Origin of the sequence: Paenibacillus sp. FSL H7-0943 (genome assembly GCF_037963265.1) — a bacterium.
Taxonomy (GTDB): Bacteria; Bacillota; Bacilli; order Paenibacillales; family Paenibacillaceae; genus Paenibacillus_AQ; species Paenibacillus_AQ odorifer.
Window position 1 is genome coordinate 5,374,920 of sequence record NZ_CP150148.1, and the last position, 16,416, is coordinate 5,391,335.

The 16,416-nt window shown below is 43.4% G+C and carries 17 protein-coding genes; 6 read left to right on the top strand and 11 right to left on the bottom strand.

Annotated features, from left to right (window positions below; translation table 11 throughout):
• Positions 1-324 precede the first annotated feature (324 nt).
• From NSQ55_RS23545 to NSQ55_RS23565, 5 genes are all read right to left on the bottom strand, one after another.
• Positions 325-1,392: an AI-2E family transporter gene (locus tag NSQ55_RS23545; protein ID WP_036677553.1), complete on the bottom strand. Its 1,068-nt coding sequence runs from the start codon at positions 1,390-1,392 to the stop codon at positions 325-327.
• A 179-nt stretch (positions 1,393-1,571) separates the two neighbouring features.
• Complete coding sequence (locus NSQ55_RS23550) at positions 1,572-1,781, bottom strand: hypothetical protein (RefSeq protein ID WP_036677557.1); 210 nt, start codon at positions 1,779-1,781, stop codon at positions 1,572-1,574.
• A gap of 14 nt (positions 1,782-1,795) precedes the next feature.
• On the bottom strand, positions 1,796-2,317 hold the full coding sequence (locus NSQ55_RS23555; RefSeq protein ID WP_036677560.1) for a PRC-barrel domain-containing protein: 522 nt from the start codon (positions 2,315-2,317) through the stop codon (positions 1,796-1,798).
• Positions 2,318-2,409: 92 nt separating this feature from the next.
• Positions 2,410-3,561, bottom strand: coding sequence for a cysteine desulfurase family protein (locus tag NSQ55_RS23560; RefSeq protein ID WP_339174587.1), 1,152 nt, complete (start codon positions 3,559-3,561; stop codon positions 2,410-2,412).
• 128 nt (positions 3,562-3,689) lie between these two features.
• Positions 3,690-4,145 (bottom strand): DUF523 domain-containing protein, encoded by a 456-nt coding sequence (locus NSQ55_RS23565; RefSeq protein WP_076129681.1) that lies wholly within the window; start codon positions 4,143-4,145, stop codon positions 3,690-3,692.
• Between the two features lie 156 nt (positions 4,146-4,301).
• Between NSQ55_RS23565 and NSQ55_RS23570 the strand changes: the two genes are divergently transcribed.
• Positions 4,302-4,970 (top strand): SOS response-associated peptidase, encoded by a 669-nt coding sequence (locus NSQ55_RS23570; protein WP_076129680.1) that lies wholly within the window; start codon positions 4,302-4,304, stop codon positions 4,968-4,970.
• Positions 4,971-5,083: 113 nt separating this feature from the next.
• Here the strand turns inward: NSQ55_RS23570 and NSQ55_RS23575 are convergent, their stop codons facing one another.
• The 3 genes from NSQ55_RS23575 to NSQ55_RS23585 form a co-directional block, all read right to left on the bottom strand.
• Positions 5,084-6,184 (bottom strand): glycosyltransferase family 4 protein, encoded by a 1,101-nt coding sequence (locus NSQ55_RS23575; protein WP_256717216.1) that lies wholly within the window; start codon positions 6,182-6,184, stop codon positions 5,084-5,086.
• Positions 6,185-6,206: 22 nt separating this feature from the next.
• On the bottom strand, positions 6,207-7,415 hold the full coding sequence (locus tag NSQ55_RS23580) for a glycosyltransferase (protein WP_076129678.1): 1,209 nt from the start codon (positions 7,413-7,415) through the stop codon (positions 6,207-6,209).
• Between the two features lie 158 nt (positions 7,416-7,573).
• Positions 7,574-7,948 (bottom strand): hypothetical protein, encoded by a 375-nt coding sequence (locus NSQ55_RS23585; RefSeq protein ID WP_076129677.1) that lies wholly within the window; start codon positions 7,946-7,948, stop codon positions 7,574-7,576.
• A 271-nt stretch (positions 7,949-8,219) separates the two neighbouring features.
• On the opposite strand from NSQ55_RS23585, the gene NSQ55_RS23590 reads away from it, so the two are divergent.
• Entirely contained in the window at positions 8,220-8,663 is a 444-nt protein-coding gene (locus NSQ55_RS23590) for a carboxymuconolactone decarboxylase family protein (RefSeq protein WP_076281201.1), read from the top strand.
• A gap of 179 nt (positions 8,664-8,842) precedes the next feature.
• Here the strand turns inward: NSQ55_RS23590 and NSQ55_RS23595 are convergent, their stop codons facing one another.
• Positions 8,843-9,295 carry a MarR family transcriptional regulator gene (locus NSQ55_RS23595; protein WP_339169388.1) on the bottom strand — a complete coding sequence of 151 codons (453 nt, stop codon included), beginning with the start codon at positions 9,293-9,295 and terminating at the stop codon, positions 8,843-8,845.
• Positions 9,296-9,423: 128 nt separating this feature from the next.
• Here NSQ55_RS23595 and NSQ55_RS23600 point away from each other — a divergent pair, with 128 nt between their 5' ends.
• The 3 genes from NSQ55_RS23600 to NSQ55_RS23610 are packed head-to-tail and all read left to right on the top strand — an operon-like array spanning position 9,424 to position 11,009.
• Positions 9,424-9,870 (top strand): GNAT family N-acetyltransferase, encoded by a 447-nt coding sequence (locus tag NSQ55_RS23600; protein WP_280753808.1) that lies wholly within the window; start codon positions 9,424-9,426, stop codon positions 9,868-9,870.
• Positions 9,867-10,511, top strand: a complete 645-nt coding sequence (locus NSQ55_RS23605) for a YitT family protein (protein ID WP_339169392.1) — start codon at positions 9,867-9,869, stop codon at positions 10,509-10,511. The genes NSQ55_RS23600 and NSQ55_RS23605 overlap by 4 nt, the downstream gene beginning before the upstream one ends.
• Positions 10,512-10,553: 42 nt before the next feature.
• The gene (locus NSQ55_RS23610; protein ID WP_076179368.1) at positions 10,554-11,009 is read left to right on the top strand and encodes a GNAT family N-acetyltransferase; all 456 of its coding nucleotides are present in this window, start codon (positions 10,554-10,556) and stop codon (positions 11,007-11,009) included.
• A 208-nt stretch (positions 11,010-11,217) separates the two neighbouring features.
• On the opposite strand, the gene NSQ55_RS23615 is transcribed toward NSQ55_RS23610, so the two are convergent.
• Positions 11,218-11,637, bottom strand: a complete 420-nt coding sequence (locus NSQ55_RS23615) for an Rrf2 family transcriptional regulator (RefSeq protein WP_036677599.1) — start codon at positions 11,635-11,637, stop codon at positions 11,218-11,220.
• Between the two features lie 294 nt (positions 11,638-11,931).
• Here NSQ55_RS23615 and mnmA point away from each other — a divergent pair, with 294 nt between their 5' ends.
• Positions 11,932-13,053 carry a tRNA 2-thiouridine(34) synthase MnmA gene (mnmA, locus tag NSQ55_RS23620; RefSeq protein ID WP_339174589.1) on the top strand — a complete coding sequence of 374 codons (1,122 nt, stop codon included), beginning with the start codon at positions 11,932-11,934 and terminating at the stop codon, positions 13,051-13,053.
• 368 nt (positions 13,054-13,421) lie between these two features.
• Here the strand turns inward: mnmA and NSQ55_RS23625 are convergent, their stop codons facing one another.
• The gene (locus tag NSQ55_RS23625; RefSeq protein WP_339174591.1) at positions 13,422-16,406 is read right to left on the bottom strand and encodes a glycoside hydrolase family 48 protein; all 2,985 of its coding nucleotides are present in this window, start codon (positions 16,404-16,406) and stop codon (positions 13,422-13,424) included.
• Between the last annotated feature and the right edge of the window lie 10 nt (positions 16,407-16,416).

Below are 16,416 nucleotides of genomic sequence, written 5' to 3' on the forward strand. Positions count from 1 at the left end.
AGGTTATAATTCCCGTGGTACCACCCTAGTTAGCGGCTGAATATACTTTATTCTGCCACTCACTTTGCACCCTTTAGCGGGGGTGAGGCGACGGCGGTTCATTCATGACATCCATTATCTCTTATGGATATCCTGTAAACTTGCACCGTTACTCCGAGGTGAGTTCACTCTGTTCCGTTAACCGACTCGCACCTTAGTGCCGGCTCTCTGCAATAACGGTATAGAATTAATACTCCTCATCATCGAACAACTATATACTGAGTCATCAGTAATATTCCCCAACATTATATACAAAACTGTTATCAATAGTCAATGATTATCCCTTTATACAGGCTTTCGTTTGATTAAAAACGCCATAAAGTGTTGAATAACGACTTTTGCAGCTGCAAAGAACGGTACAGCAAGGATCAGTCCAATCATCCCTGCCAGCTCACCACCTACCAGCAATGCAAAGATAATAAGCAGCGGATGCAAATGTAGCGTCCTGCCTACTACCTGTGGAGAAATAATATTGCTCTCCACAATTTGGCATAAAGTGTTTACCACAGCAACCAGTAGAACTAATCGAAAAGAGACGGTCGAAGCCATCACAATAGCAGGTGCAGCCCCTAGAAAAGGACCCATATACGGAACAATATTAAATACTGCCACCACACTGGCGAACAGTAAGGCATAAGGCATTCCGACGATAGCATAGCCGATATAGGCGAGCACACCTATAATGATGCAGACCAGAAATTGTCCACGAATGTAATTGCCGAGCGCGGCATCAATATCTTTTAACAAAGTAACAATAGACTTGCGGCGTGCGCGAGGCAGACAAGAGACCACCGTCCGTTCAAATACGTCAAAATCCTTCAGAATATAGAACACCAGAAACGGCACGATAAAAGCATTGAACAGCAAGTTAATCGTTGTCCCTATGTTATCGAGAAAATGAGAAATCCCTTCGGCGAGACGATTCTCCAGTTGAAAAAACCAGTTGTTCATCCCCATTTCAACCCCAGGTGGTATTAGCCTTGTATTCATATGGCTCATCAGGCCTTGGGCTTGCAGTGTGATCTCAGGCAGATGTTCATTTAACTCTTCAAGCTGCTCAATAAACATCGGGATAAGGTTGATGGCGATCACGGTAATCGCCGTTAGAAACACTGCATATATAAGTAGAACAGCTACGCTACGCGGCATCTTCCGTCCGGCCAGCATACTAACCACGGGATTCAGCACATAGGAAATAATCATAGCTGCCAGAAATGGAGCGAGGATTGCCTTTAAGAATACAAAAATCCCCTGCAGCATCGGACGAAGCAACCAAACAAAATACAAAATGATCAGGGATAGCAGCACTCCGATCATCCAGCGGAACCATTTACTTTGGGACCATTGTTCCATGAGAGTACCCTCCTGCGGTAGAGCCTGGACTAGCTTCGTAAATAAGTATATGTATGGCCGCAGCAAAATAACCATCAAACACACAAAAAAGCGTCAACAACCTTGCAACTGATTTCAGCTGAAAGGAAATTGACGCTTAAGTACATAGAGCAGTCTTGCTTACAAAGCAAGATTCATAGTTAAGACGACGCATGAATTTGCGGGAAATCCTGAGTCATATCATCCCCGGAGAACAGGTCGTCCAGTGAGCTTAGTGTGCCGTCTTCTTCAACTTGATAAACCGACATTTTTTCGCCATTTACCGTCAATTCGATGAAACAGCCCCAGCAATAAAACTGGTGGGAACCGATCTTTCCGATATCTTTGGAGTTGCAGTTTGGACACTTCATATAATACATTCCACCTATCCGTTAACAATATTAATGGCTTTTTGTAGCCGTTCTTCGCTCATCGCAGGAACCATTAATGCATTCTCACCAATGGACATCTCGTCAGAACAAGGCAGCCATTTGCGGCCTTCGATCAAATCAGTGACAAGCCCGTCACTAATTTCCAGCGCTCCTATTGTGTTTCCCAACTTTTGGTCAAAATAAACATCAGATATTCGTCCGAGTATAGTTCCAGTTGTAGTTAGCACTTTTAAATCCTTAAGTTTGTTCTTTCCAAGTAGAAAAGTACAAGGTATATGATCGGCATCTATCTTATCAATCGACTCTTTACTACGAATCATGACAGCATCCTCGCCGTAGGCCACAATATCTTCCCATGCCACAAATTTCACATGGCCACCAAAAAAAGATTTGCTTTCCAGTTCAATACCCGTAATATTCCAGTTTGAATCGAGCAAAATATCGACAATTTTGCCGATTGCGTTACCCTCTTCAACTTCATATACAGCCAAGCCGATCAGATCTTGAAGTTTCATGGCTGCTCGGTCTCCTCACTTTGAGTGTAATTACGAGTTCTCAAAAAGTGAAAGCCCGAATGATCAGGATACCTATCATAGCCTAGAAGTAACTAGTCTCTGATACGCAGCCGATTCAGAATGGTTTCAACTTTTCGAGCAACGTACTCAATTTCTTCAGTAGTATTACCCAAACCCATGCTAAATCGAATCGCGGACCCTAAAATATTTTTTGGAAGCTCCATTGCTCTCAGAACATGGGATATTTCCAGTGATCCTGACGTGCAGGCTGAACCGCTTGCTGCCGCAATCCCGTCCATATCCAGGTTCATCAGCATAACATCTGTTCTAGCTCCCGGGAAGCTCAAATTCAGTATACTTGGCAAAAAATGATCGGTATTGCCGTTAATCGAATAACTTTCCCGTCCAATCAGCGTATCCAGCTCTTCAAGTAGTCTATTGCGCAGGAGCTGCACTTTTTGTCGACGTTCTGATAGACCTGTAACTGCTATCTCAACAGCCTTGGCAAATCCAGCAGTACCTGCTAGATTTTCTGTTCCGGCTCGTCTGCCGCGCTCCTGAAGGCCACCGTGGAGTCTTGGATGCAGCGGTGCTCCACTCCGCACATAAAGGCCACCGATCCCCCCAGGTCCATTGATTTTGTGAGCTGTAAAGCTCATGTAATCTACCGGAAGCTCCCGCAGTGTGATCGGTAAGGCACCAAGAGCTTGTACAGCATCAACATGGAACAGAATTCCCCGCTCTCTGGCAAGCTGGCCAATTTCCTGAATCGGCTGAACGGTTCCTACCTCATTATTGGCATACATTACACTGATTAGCACCGTGTCTTCCTGCACCGCTGCTTCTACGTCTGCAACGGATACTCGGCCTGTAGAATCCACAGGAAGATAAGTAACCTTAAAGCCTTCCTTCTCCAGCTCTTCGCAGGTATGTAGCACTGCATGATGCTCTATCGCAGAGGTGATAATATGATTGCCTTTCTGGGCAACAGCAGCGACAGCTCCATAGAGGGCTAGATTGTCGCTTTCGGTTCCGCCGCCAGTGAACACCCACTCTTCCGGCGAGCAGCCTAAAAAGGCGGCGATAGTATCGCGCGCCCCATTTAATATTTTCTTGGCTGAACGTCCGAACTGATGTACACTGGACGCATTTCCATATTGTTCTGTCATTATATTCAGCATGACCTTGGCCACCTCGGGATGAACCGGAGTTGATGCGGCGTGGTCCAAATAGATGGTTTTCATCATTCATTTCTCCACTTCTAGGGTATAGGACAATAGTTCGTTTTTAAGAACTATTAAATTATACCGCGCGAGAAGTTAGTTTTCCACAAACTAAAGAACACAATATTGTAATCAATTCCCTGTATAGGCTAGGATAATGACAGCCAATTCTCTTCAGAGGTAACTTCTATGCCGTTTTTTCTAAGTAAAGCCGCAGTCACGCCGTTGCCAGCGATCTTCTTCCCTTTGAACTCTCCGTTATAAATCATGGTGCTGCCGCAAGAAGGACTGTTTTCCTTGAGGACTACCATCGTGGCTGAAACCTCTTGAGCTTTTTCAAGCGTAATATAGGCCCCTTTTAAATATAGTTCTGTTACATCTGTTCCCGACCGGTCCACTACTTTTGCCGTTCCTGCAAGCACATCCTCACCATCCCCGCCGACAATTTCAGCTGGCTCTCTAGGCGTAGAGAATCCCCCTAATAATTCCGGACACACAGCAATAGCCTGATTCTCATTCAAAAGCTTCTGAATTTTCTCATCCAAACAATCCGTACCATTATATCTTACCTTCATGCCAGCTAAACAAGAGCTTACCAAAATCACCTATATGCACCGCTTTCTTCATTCATTGTGCTTCGTTTATAATAAGATACAACCCTCAACAGCCGTTCAAGCTAAGAAATATTTCGAGCATAACATGCTGATTACAAGCTGTAAACAAATCTAGCCTCAAAAACGACCGAATGGGAAGTGTATAAAATGTGCGGACGATATACAATAACAGTCACCATGGAAGAGCTGATGGTCAGATATTTTGCCAATGATTCTACCATTATCCACTATGCTCCAACATATAACGCAGCACCCATGCAGCAAATTCCGGCAGTCATTAACACAGGGTCCAGCAATAAACTTGGGGAACTGCGCTGGGGTCTGGTTCCTTCTTGGGCCAAAGATGATAAAATCGGCAGTAAAATGATCAATGCCCGGGCAGAGTCACTCCTTGAGAAGCCTTCTTTCAAGCGATTAGTAAGCTCCCGCCGCTGCATCATCCCTTCTGATGGTTTCTATGAATGGAAGGCACAGGGCAGCAGTAAACAGCCCATGCGAATCGTGATGCGCGATGGGGGTATTTTTTCAATGGCCGGATTGTATGATATTTGGATGGACCCTGAAGGTAATAAATTAAGTACCTGCACGATTATAACGACTACCCCTAATGAACTTATGGCTGAAATCCATAACCGTATGCCAGTTATTTTGAAGCCTGAGGATGAGCCTGAATGGCTAAGCCGGAGCAATCAGGACGCAACTTCGTTAATAAAGCTTCTTAAACCCTATGATCAGCATCAAATGAGAGCCTATCCGGTTTCCACTGCAGTGGGAAATGTCCGGAATAATACGAAGGAATTAATCAATGAGATATAGAAAACAATATTATTCAAATGGTGGGAATGATTGTCACCCTTTTATTGACACTAATTCTGACCTCGTTGTTAATCCATGAAAAAACATCTTAACCCTGCAGATTAACCGCAGAGTTAAGACCAGCGCCGCTCAATTTGAATTCTACGTCCCATCAATTGATGATACATCTGTAGAAATCTGTCTGCATACAGCTCGGAGGACAGGTTAGTCCGGATATGCCATTCTCCATTCATCCTGATTCTGGCCCGCAGTGCCGGATCATCCATTAAGGATAGAGCAGCATTCACAGCTTCATCCAGCTGCCCTCTCGTGTATATTTTTCCAGTGTGATTGTTAATGACGAGTCTTCGAACGCCGTCTGAATCTGTAGTAAGTACAGGACAACGGCACAACATCGCCTCAGCAACCGCGTATCCAAATCCTTCCAAAATTGAGGTCGAAAGGAGCAACCCTCCCGAATCACCAATAATGCTCATATAATCTGCCATTTGCTCATGAGGAATATTGGAATACGAAATTAATCGTGAAGAAATCCCTGTCTCAGCTACAAATTGATCAAAGCTTTCTTTTTGCTCTGGATCAAACAACGTATCATCCTGAAAAATCCATAAATAAAGCTCGGGATGGATCGTCAGCAGCCTTTGCCCGATTTGCAGAAATTCCCGCCAATTCTTATTCGTTTGAATGCGTCCTACCCAACCGAGGATAGGGAAACTTTTCGCGGGATAATTGGTATATCCAAACTGATCGCAATCGATCGGATCATCAAAACAATATTGTGGAATGGTTGGAAATCCGCCTTTGAAAAGCGCCTGCAAATGGGTTGTTTCCGGATACAGCAGTGCATCGGTGAGCCTGTAAATGCGCTCTGTAAAATTATTAACGACCTGCTCAGCTTCATCTAAGGTACCTAAACCCTGCACTTCAAAAACAAGCGCCCCTTTATACCCAAACCCTCGAATCCGCTCTGCTAAGTTAATATCCGTACACACTACAATTAAGTCAAAAGCTTCCCGAGCAAGCATTGCCCTGATCTCGTCATCACTATTGGTAATATGCGTTTGAATGTTACGGATATTCTGCTGTCCTTTTCCATGGTGTGTATACAGTAAATGGCACTCTACACCGCGAGCATATAACGCTTGGCAGCGAACTCGGTTCAGAGTTTGCATACCACCACTCGGGTTATAAAAAGTGAACAAAATCTTCATCATGATCACTCATTCGCAAATTATTTTAGGTAAAAGAGGTCTTCAACAAATCATACAAATCCGCGCTGCGAAACAGCTCATTATAATAGTGGCTTTTGGTCGAGGGGACATGTCTGTGTCGAAATCCAATCAAGCTATGATCATCCGTGTAGTAGTTGGAAATCGTATCCCCACCCGTAGTAATCAAAGCTTCCAGCATGTACTCAATATCGAGCGCTCCTATAAAAACCTTTGGACCTAAAACTATCGTAAATGGGGTGGATAGCTGCTCAATAGCACTGCAAATCGCGTGTGACTCCACAGCCCCAGGCAGCCAAGCGAACGCTGTCGCAGGATGAGGTATGGTTTCCAATAGAGCTGATGGCTGACGTGTAGTTGATAAATCCAGCACCCGGCATTCATAATTGCTATACGTTTGTTCGTACAGATTCTCTATCCTCGTTATTTCATCCGCACAAGCATTCACTACAGGATATAAAACGGTAATCATCGCCGGAATCCCTCTGCGAAACCGCGCCTGATGGCGGGTCAAATGATAGGCATATCTCCATCTACGATGATTTTCAACCGAATGTAACTGGGCAGATACACTAAAGGTAGAATCTACACGATAATTCACCAGTTCCACCGGTATAAAGCGAATCTCACAATGTTCAGCCAGTCTCAGCCAGTAATCATAATCTTCCACCGGTTCCATTCCATAAGCTCCAACAAGCTTCGCAATCTGTGTTTTGTACATAAAAGATACGCCAATGAGCGAATAATCCAGCAATCTCTCTTTGGGCTGTGACTGATAATTACGCTGCGTAGCCAATTGATGTTCGTTGTGAAGAAACTTTCCCTCGTTATCGATGCTTTGAAAAGAACTGAACACGATGCCTAACTCCTGTGGACCTCTAACTAGCGCCCCCCGAAGGATTTCGAGGAAACGGGGTTCATAAACATTGTCGCTGGAAACCCAACTCAAATATTGAATACTGGGCTCACTAAACAAAAGATCAAAGCCAGTATTCAGTGCATGTGCTATACCCCTGTTCTGTGCGTAAGAGATAACCGTTACCCTCGGATCTTCGACAATAATGGAGCTCACGAGCGGTTCCATATCTGGTGCTCCATCGATCACAACAACCAGCCGAAAATTGGTAAAAGATTGGTGTAGAACAGACTGCAGAGCTTGCCGCAGAAACTCGGGCTTTTGGGTATACACAGGCATAACTACTCCTACATCCGCCATGATTTTTACCTCTCTCTACATTGGAGTATAAAATCAGTATATTTTGATTCCTCTCATATGATTGTGTGAATGCCCCTAAAATACTTTATTGCGCCTAAAAAAGCAGCAATCGCCCTATTTCTTTCAGCGACTGCTGCTTAATGGTCTAAACGTTACTATTATATAGGGATAGATAATGCCGTAATCTGCGTCAATTCAGATTGAAGCACTCGCTGATCAGTAACTAGATTTCCGAACTCGTCCAGCCCATACACGGAGGTAACTACTTCTGCCAAAGGAAAAGGACTACTAATTTGTACCTCGTAAGCCAAATTGCCCCCAATGAAAAACTCTCTAATATCAGAACTCTTTGCAGGAACGTAATACCCTGTGACATAAAGCGGAGTAAGAGCTGGCATCGAATATGGAACACCAAAAACTTCGACGATCATCATTGCACTCGCATTACTTGTGTTACGAACACTGACTACTACATTACTTGCTGCAGTACCAGTTGCTCTTGTATTTGTAATAAGACCTGTTGTATAAGGCATTTCCTCACTCCTCCTCTTGGTTTCTATCAACTTATTCACCAGGAAGCCGATAGTTGTGAGGCAAGAGGAAGGGGAAACTCGTGGAATAACAGCCAATTAGACAGGTAGAAGATTATATTGATATCATTTCCGTTCCGCTTTGAGGATATGTCGGCGGGTGATTTCTGCCTTCTTATAAACAAAAATAAGTACAAATGTTCGCATATAAAGAATAATAGTGTTAAAATAAAGTTATACTATTCCTAAACTAAAGCCTAAGGAGTCTTGCCTAATGAGTCAAAGAGTTGCTTACAATGAAGTTGCACCTGAGGGTATGAAAATCATGATGGATATGGAGATGTACACCAAAAAATCTACGATTAATCGGACTACAAGAGAACTTATCAAAATCAGAGTTTCTCAAATTAACGGATGTGCTTTCTGTATAGATATGCATACATCCGAAGCTCGTAAAATGGGTGAAACTGAACAACGAATTTATTGTTTAAATGTTTGGGAGGAATGTACTTTTTATACACCTGAAGAGAAGGTTGCTCTAGAACTAGCTGAGCATATTACGCTAATCCCTTCCAAAAGAGTTCCGGATGATCTATATAAGCAAGTACGTGAACATTACGATGAGAAACAATATGTTGATCTTGTGCTGATTATTAATCAAATCAACAGTTGGAACAGAATTTCTATTGCAATGGGAAATACCCCCGCAGCACAATAATTAACATTAATTAACCTTAATGAACACTTTAGGGTGTTCTTTTTTTATTCTCCGCTCCGCACGTTCCACGGCTCCGTTGATATATGAATCATCTCATTAAAATGCCCTGCCAGTATAATCACTAGCAAGGCATTTTTTCTTGTGATCGTGTTGGGTTAGTTCAATAACAATTTCTGATTTTAGTACTCTCTTTTATTTCCCTTCTTTACGTACTCCCACTCAACCTCAACATTTTTCCTAACTCTTTGCAAAAGTTGAAACAAGACTTCCGTTTCTTTTTCAGATAATCCTGCTAACGCAACCAAGTCGGTATGGTCCCCTTCTCTCTTCAGAAAAGAGTAGGCTTGTTTGCCTTTTTCAGTTGTGAATAACCTTTTTATTTTTTTGTTCGTTTCATCGTCTTTCTTTTCAATAAAACCTTGGATTTCAAGCTTCTGAATCGCACGTGCTGCTGTTGTTCGGTCCACCTTTATCATTTCCGACAGCTTTTCTTGAATAATGCCCGGATTCTCATATATCCGGACCAGATATAAATACTGCCCCTTTGTAAGCTCTAATTCCTTGAACTCTATATTACTTATGGAATCTAATACCCTCGCTATCATTCCAACTTCACGAAGGATCTCTTTCATTCAATCACCTACCAGTTCCAATAATGTTGTATTTACAACAATATTGATTGTATATATACTTATAATTGTCGTTAATTCATTATGACGTTTTTCCTAAAAAAAACAAATACAGAATGGAGTAAGCAAGAATGAATCTTAAAAGAATTACACTAATCGAGGAACTTGAAGCTGCATTTTCAATCAGAAAAAAAGTATTTGTTGAGGAACAAGGCGTTCCCCTTAATGATGAATTTGATGAATTCGATACACTGAATGGAGAATGTGAACATGTCCTGGCCTATTATGATGGGCAACCAGTTGCCACAGGAAGGATCCGCGTTCTTGATGGTATAGGTAAGTTAGAGCGTATTTGCATCCTAGAACCTTATCGTAAATTTGGAATTGGGAAAAAAATTATTTCTGCATTAGAAGAGATCGTGGTGGAAAAGGGGCATCAAATGGTTAAATTGCACGGGCAAACTCAGGCGGAGGGCTTCTATAAAAAACTTGGTTATCGGGCTTCATCTACTGAATTTATGGAGGATGGCATCCCTCATCTTTTAATGACTAAAGATCTTTCTGCTTCAAAAGAATGAAGAAGTTTAGTGTAACTACGTTTTCCATTTTCACTTGCGGGATTTTCATCTTAACCCTAGGAGTTTCACTAACAATAATCTCTGACCTTGGAGCGTCACCTTTTGATGCACTTTTAGTGGGTCTATCCAAAAATGTCGGTCTTACAGTAGGCAGTTGGGAAGTGCTGATCGCATGCCTATTGATTGGATGTAATTCATGTTTATCCAAGCAAAGACCGGAATTATTAGGGCTGGTAACTGCATTCATAGCAGGCTTAGGTATTGATATGTGGCTTTTTTTGTTTAACTATCTGATCGAGCCTAATCTGTGGATCAGTAAAATTGCTTTTTATGGTTTAGGCTTAATCGCAATTGGATTAGGTACATCCATTTATTTATACGCAAATTTCGCACCGATTCCAGTGGACCGGCTAACATTAGTACTGCAAACGATAACTAGGCTTAGTATACTATTTACTAGAACAATCATTTATCTTGTTTTCTTATTTGCCGCCATTATTTTCAATGGACCTATTGGGATTGGCACTCTACTTACCATTTGTTTAGGCGGATTAATTCTTAATTACTTTATGCCACTTACACAGAAAGCCTTGGACCGATTGCTACAACATATAATAGCGAACTCCGCTAAAGAAACTTGATGTATACAACAAACCATAATCTTATCATTGGGAGTGAATAATTTGGAGATTAGAATCGATAACTTAACCGGAACCGAAATCATAGCATTGATCAGTGAACATCTTCAGAGCATGTTTGAGCAATCTCCCCCAGAGAGTGTACATGCGTTGAATTTAGATAAATTAAAAACACCTGAAATCACCTTCTGGAGTGCCTGGGAGCAGGGCGAACTCTTAGGTTGCGGTGCTCTTAAAGACATGGGTAGCCATCATGGTGAAATCAAATCCATGCGTACTTCTACCAAGCATCTTAGGAAGGGCATTGCATCTAAAATGCTTGCCCATATTATTAAAGAAGCTAAGCAACAAGGCTATCGGCGGCTGAGCTTGGAAACCGGATCCACTGAAGGGTTCGAAGCGGCTAGAAAACTATATGAACAATATGGGTTTGAATACTGTAGTCCGTTTGCAGATTACATTGAAGACCCCTATAGTGTTTTTATGACGAAAGAATTATAAGTACTGTAGAGGTGCTTACTTGACTACTAATCAATGGATACCGATTCTCGCAGCGTTCATCGGAGCCTTTTGCTGCTGGATTACGCTCCTTAATAAACGTAAGAACAAATAGAATCACAGATAATAAAAGATAAAAAAAGATAAAAAAAGACTCCCAAATGGGAGCCTAAAGGTTGACACATTATTTTTTGGAATGTATTTCCAAATCTTAAATGTAAAACATGTAATTGTCAGCCAAACTCTCTTCTTTGTAGTTAATCAAATCATAAAGTGTTGTGGAATCCAGCACATCGGCAATACTGTCGCGAATACGCAACCATAAATCCCGTTTCGCTGCATCGTCCTCTTCCGTGAAGTCTACAGGAGAGATAGGGCCCTCCAGCACACGGATGATATCACCGGCAGTGATAGCATTCGCCTCACGCGACAAAATGTATCCGCCATATGCTCCACGAATACTTTTTACAAGTCCTGCATTGCGCAGAGGAGCAATTAGTTGCTCCAGATAATGCTCGGAAAGACCATTTTTCTCAGCGATACTCTTAAGTGAAGTTGGTCCTTCACCAAATTTCAGTGCAAGCTCCATCATAATTGTTAGTCCGTAACGACCTTTAGTTGATATTTTCAAAGGGGCACCTCTTTCAGTTTAATGTCTGATTATTGTATACTATTGATTCGGCAAGTCATTTTGATTGTCATATCAAGGTATTCCGATAATTACTCTCAGTTTATGTTATCATATCCGAAGTCACAAATGAAATGGAAAACAAAACATTTTACGAGAATGTTCACCCCAGGTGGACATTTTGTTGTTTCCAGTCTCTTATTTCAGAGGTTTAGAGTAGACAGGTATGTTATAATACATTTTGAGCCGGGTGTTCCATGAATGACCGGTATTTTGGGTACAGAAATGGTGATTACGATGACAAAAGCAAAACAAGACACCCGTGTCGTCGTCGGCATGTCCGGAGGGGTCGATTCCTCCGTCACGGCGCTTCTGCTCAAGCAGCAGGGCTATGACGTCATCGGCATCTTCATGAAGAACTGGGACGATACCGACGAATTCGGAGTATGTACGGCCGAAAGCGATGCAGAGGATGTTCGCCGCGTATGCGAGCAGATTGATATTCCTTACTATACCGTTAATTTCGAGAAGGAATACTTTGATAAGGTATTTTCTTATTTTCTCGATGAATATAAGGCCGGCCGGACGCCAAATCCTGACGTCATGTGCAACCGCGAGATTAAGTTTGGAGAATTTTTGAACAAAGCTCTTCAGCTTGGTGCCGATTATGTCGCAACTGGACATTACGCACGTGTTATAGAAGAAGATGGTGTGTACAAGCTGCTCCGCGGCGTAGACAACAATAAGGATCAAACCTATTTCCTGAATGCACTGGGGCAACATCAACTCTCTAAAACAATGTTCCCTATTGGACATCTGCCGAAACCTGAAGTGCGGAGAATTGCTGAAGAAGCAGGACTTTACACTGCCAAGAAAAAAGATAGCACAGGCGTCTGCTTTATCGGCGAGCGCAACTTCCGCGAATTCCTCAGCCAATATCTCCCGGCACAAGCTGGCGATATGGTTGACATAGTAACTGGAGAGATCAAAGGCTGCCACGACGGACTTATGTATTACACGTTAGGCCAACGCCAAGGCCTTGGTATTGGTGGCTCTGGCAACGGCGAACCGTGGTTTGTAGCTGAAAAAGATCTTAGCCGCAACATTCTTTATGTAGTACAAGGAGACAAGCACCACAGCCTGTACTCCACTAGCCTGATTGCTTCCGGTGTTAACTGGATTGACGGTCAAGCGCTTGGGCAAGAGCCGCTAAAATGCACCGCCAAATTCCGGTATCGCCAGCCAGATCAAGGCGTGACCCTTACAGCGCGTGAAGATGGAACGATTAATGTAGCCTTTGATGTTCCACAAAAAGCGATCACACCTGGTCAAGCTGTTGTCTTCTATCTCGGGGAGCAATGTCTCGGCGGCGGAACGATAGAATACGCGGAGAAGGTTGTTCCTTCAGCACAAGTGTGAATGTAACCCAAGCTTCTATAAAAGCTTGATCTACAAGTAATCGTAGTAACTCACAATATCTAACTAACATACCAAAAGCACGAAATAGTTGTATTTAATACAGCTATTTCGTGCTTTTTTATTTCTTTTTGGGTTTTAGTTGCACATTGTACAGTTAAACTGAGCTTATATCTCAATAAGTATCCATATACTGATAAATAGTTGTATGAAGTGCAATTAAATTACGTTGACGCGGCTAGAGCCTATTTTAGTTGTAGGAAATACAATTAAAATGGACATGAAGCCACAATTAGTCGAAGTGCAGTCGCTAACCAGCCAATAACAAAAAAAGCCCCAGCCAAATGGCTAGGGCTTCCCTCATTTAGACTTTAAGGCTCAAGTCCCCATGCTAGAGCACCATTCAAGTACAACGGCACATGATTCCATTCCGTGTACGATGTTTTGGTAGGGTCATAAGAGTAGTCTCCAACCTCGTTGTAATTACTCCAGTCCGTTTTGTTGACCCGGATCTGGATATCACCCGTGTTGGCTCCCGGTGCAAGACTGCCTGCACCTGCGCCGAAGGAGATTTCTAAATAATAATCCGCTCCAGTTTTGGCAGGGTCTACCTTCACGAATGTTCCCTGTATATTACTTCCACCAATGTTAGCATAGTCAACATTAAATTGTTGAGGTTTATCGCCATCAATCGTGTAATAATACCGCAGCTTTACATCGCTAAGCGCTACAGCCGTATCCCCATTGTTAACAATTTGCAGCTGCGGGCGGAACTGATTATCTCCCGGATTGGTATCACTTGTCCGGTACTTCACCACCAAATCTCCTTGTGCCGGAATCGATACATCCATAGGCTTGGCGTGAACCTCAGGCGAATTCGGGCTCTCTCCAACCACGTTGGAAGCACTAACTACATAGTAATAATCCGTACCGTTAACCACGGAAGTGTCACTGTAAGTAGCTTGAGTGACAACAGCCACATCGCTGTAAGGGCCACCAGTTGTTGCAGCTCTTTTCACAGTATAGCTTGTAGCTCCAGTTACGTTGTTCCAACTAAGATCTACAACTTGGTTACCAGCGACCGCACTTGGTTTGGAAGGTGCTTTTGGAGCTACTGGCTCAGTAGGCACGCTGCTGTTGATCAGTCGATCGTATTCTGCATAAGCAGTTGCCATATCTACTTGCGACCAGAAGCGATGGTAGGTAAATTCAGGGGCTCCATTGTCCCAAGTTTTAGTCACTTTATTAAAAGAAGTATTGTATTTGTCCAGCAGATATTGCCACTTGGAGTCATTTACGATATTTGGACGGATATCGGTATAGCTTGCATATACCCCATTTCCGCCTTTAGCAGGATCGGAAGGCACTGTTGATGTACCAGGGATCGTATTTCCTTGGCCGAATGTACCTGTCCAGCCGCTTGGAAAATAGACTTCTTTAGTGAAATAGCGAGAATAATCTCCACGGCTTTCGGTAGTTGCAATACCAATTCCATCGTTATAACCCCATGCCGTGTCTAACAAAGATTTAGCCAGTACCTGAGCTTCTCCTCCCAGAGTACTGTAGCTGCCATGTTCAGCTTTGGTGCCAGCCGCATAGAAGGTAAGTGCCTTAATATAGCTGCCCAGTACACCTGTATCTTGGCTTGGACTCTTAGTTACAGCTTTCAAGTTACTGTTTGCGGCAGAACCACTGAAGCCATTCCACGTATTAGGTTGTCCTGTCCATTCCACATTACCTGGAATCCAGAATTCTCCTGGTGCAGAGACTGTAGCCACTTGTGGATTGGCGCCTCCAAGAATTCGATTTCCTTGGCTATTCAGGTAATAACCTTCAGCATCCGTAACTGGACGTTTGTTGGCAAATGCATAATCTTTAGACCAATCTACCCAATTCTCTATAACTTGTTTTGCCATTTGGAAGTTTTCAGATGTAGTGTCTCCGTTAGAAGCAAGGATATAGTACAGCTCTGCTACCCGCTCCACACTCCATGCCTGCATTCCGAACCAGTTATTGGATGGAGGATCGTGGTAGACTGGAGCTTCGTCATAGGCCATGCCATAAAAAGTACTGGTTCCAGCTGGATAAGCCTTGTAAGCGCCTTGATAACTATTGGTCGCTCCACCGGCAATTGCCCCTTCAGAGGACTGCAGCCAAGTATAAAATTCCAATTGACGTTTCAGAGAATTTTCCCAATCCTGCCCAGCTGTAGCTGATGACGGGATCAGACCCCCTTCCGAATCAGAAAGTGCGTAGGCAGCCACGACATTCTGATACCCTTGGTGGGCATGGCTCGCACCGATTCTCCAAGCCCAGTTTCCTGTAGCTCCAAGTCCACCGCCCCATGCGGTATACCAAGCCAGAAGATATTGATTGGAATCTTTGCCAGTCCCGGCATCAGGGGTGCCGTCAGTAGCTGCACTTCCTACTTTTTGGAAGTATTTATCATACATACCGTACCGCAGGAAATCGCCCATTTTCTTAGCTTTATTCAAATACACTGTATTGTTGTAGCCGAGCTCTTTAGCCCAGTACATTGCTTGTACTGCCCGTGCATCGGCATCTGTAGCATTCGTGTAACGCCATTGAGCGGAAGGCACGTTAGCTTCTTTTGTGAACAGGCTCATGAAGCCTTCGTTTGCTTTTCCGAACGTTTTGTCATCTTGAGACGGGTGAGGGACCGCCTCCCAAACGGATTCTTGTTCACCCCGTTGGAATGTATTCACATAAGCGGCTGTATGCGTAGGATTCAGCAAGTTGCCGAAGCCGTACCAGTTGTCCACGTCTACCAGCCAGTGCATCAAGTAGGTCTGGTTGTTGCCATACGTCGCCTTCAATTCAGCATCTAGCGGATCTTTACCTGCTGTATACTGGCCACCTAGCTGACTTGGATACTGATCCGGCTGAGCATGCTCCGCTGCATACGTAGCCGGGCTGTTCGGATTGTAATAACTCATGGTTGGCTGCTCTTCCTTGCCATCACCTTCGTTAATAGGGATGATATACTTCTCCATGTTGTCCCAAGCGGATTCCAGCTTAGTCCAGTCCCCTGTGTGATAACCATAGAGTACCTCAAGCCACATCCAATAACTGTAAGCTTCTGAGGTCGTCATATGTCCGTAATCAGGGGCTTCACTCATCAAGGTCTCTACCGCATGATAAGGTACTCCTTCGGCAGAGAAATAACCATTTGCGGGGTCTTTTAGCTGCGCATATAATTGCAGAAATCGCGTCTGCTCCGTAGTTGAAGCGTGAGCAGTCTGAGGTCTAAAATTAAATAGACCGGTCATGAGTGAGAGAAACAGGACTGCGGCCATTATTACAGAAACAGGCTTCTTTATTAAGCTCAATTTCATCATCTTAGGC

Coding starts and splice junctions, on each gene's coding strand:
- NSQ55_RS23600 (WP_280753808.1), top strand. CDS start 9,424: ATGAATCTTAAAAGAATTACACTAATCGAGGAACTTGAAGCTGCATTT.
- NSQ55_RS23595 (WP_339169388.1), bottom strand. CDS start 9,295: ATGAAAGAGATCCTTCGTGAAGTTGGAATGATAGCGAGGGTATTAGAT.
- NSQ55_RS23625 (WP_339174591.1), bottom strand. CDS start 16,406: ATGAAATTGAGCTTAATAAAGAAGCCTGTTTCTGTAATAATGGCCGCA.
- NSQ55_RS23550 (WP_036677557.1), bottom strand. CDS start 1,781: ATGAAGTGTCCAAACTGCAACTCCAAAGATATCGGAAAGATCGGTTCC.
- mnmA (WP_339174589.1), top strand. CDS start 11,932: ATGACAAAAGCAAAACAAGACACCCGTGTCGTCGTCGGCATGTCCGGA.
- NSQ55_RS23580 (WP_076129678.1), bottom strand. CDS start 7,415: ATGGCGGATGTAGGAGTAGTTATGCCTGTGTATACCCAAAAGCCCGAG.
- NSQ55_RS23570 (WP_076129680.1), top strand. CDS start 4,302: ATGTGCGGACGATATACAATAACAGTCACCATGGAAGAGCTGATGGTC.
- NSQ55_RS23575 (WP_256717216.1), bottom strand. CDS start 6,184: ATGATGAAGATTTTGTTCACTTTTTATAACCCGAGTGGTGGTATGCAA.
- NSQ55_RS23545 (WP_036677553.1), bottom strand. CDS start 1,392: ATGGAACAATGGTCCCAAAGTAAATGGTTCCGCTGGATGATCGGAGTG.
- NSQ55_RS23590 (WP_076281201.1), top strand. CDS start 8,220: ATGAGTCAAAGAGTTGCTTACAATGAAGTTGCACCTGAGGGTATGAAA.
- NSQ55_RS23585 (WP_076129677.1), bottom strand. CDS start 7,948: ATGCCTTATACAACAGGTCTTATTACAAATACAAGAGCAACTGGTACT.
- NSQ55_RS23605 (WP_339169392.1), top strand. CDS start 9,867: ATGAAGAAGTTTAGTGTAACTACGTTTTCCATTTTCACTTGCGGGATT.
- NSQ55_RS23555 (WP_036677560.1), bottom strand. CDS start 2,317: ATGAAACTTCAAGATCTGATCGGCTTGGCTGTATATGAAGTTGAAGAG.
- NSQ55_RS23560 (WP_339174587.1), bottom strand. CDS start 3,561: ATGAAAACCATCTATTTGGACCACGCCGCATCAACTCCGGTTCATCCC.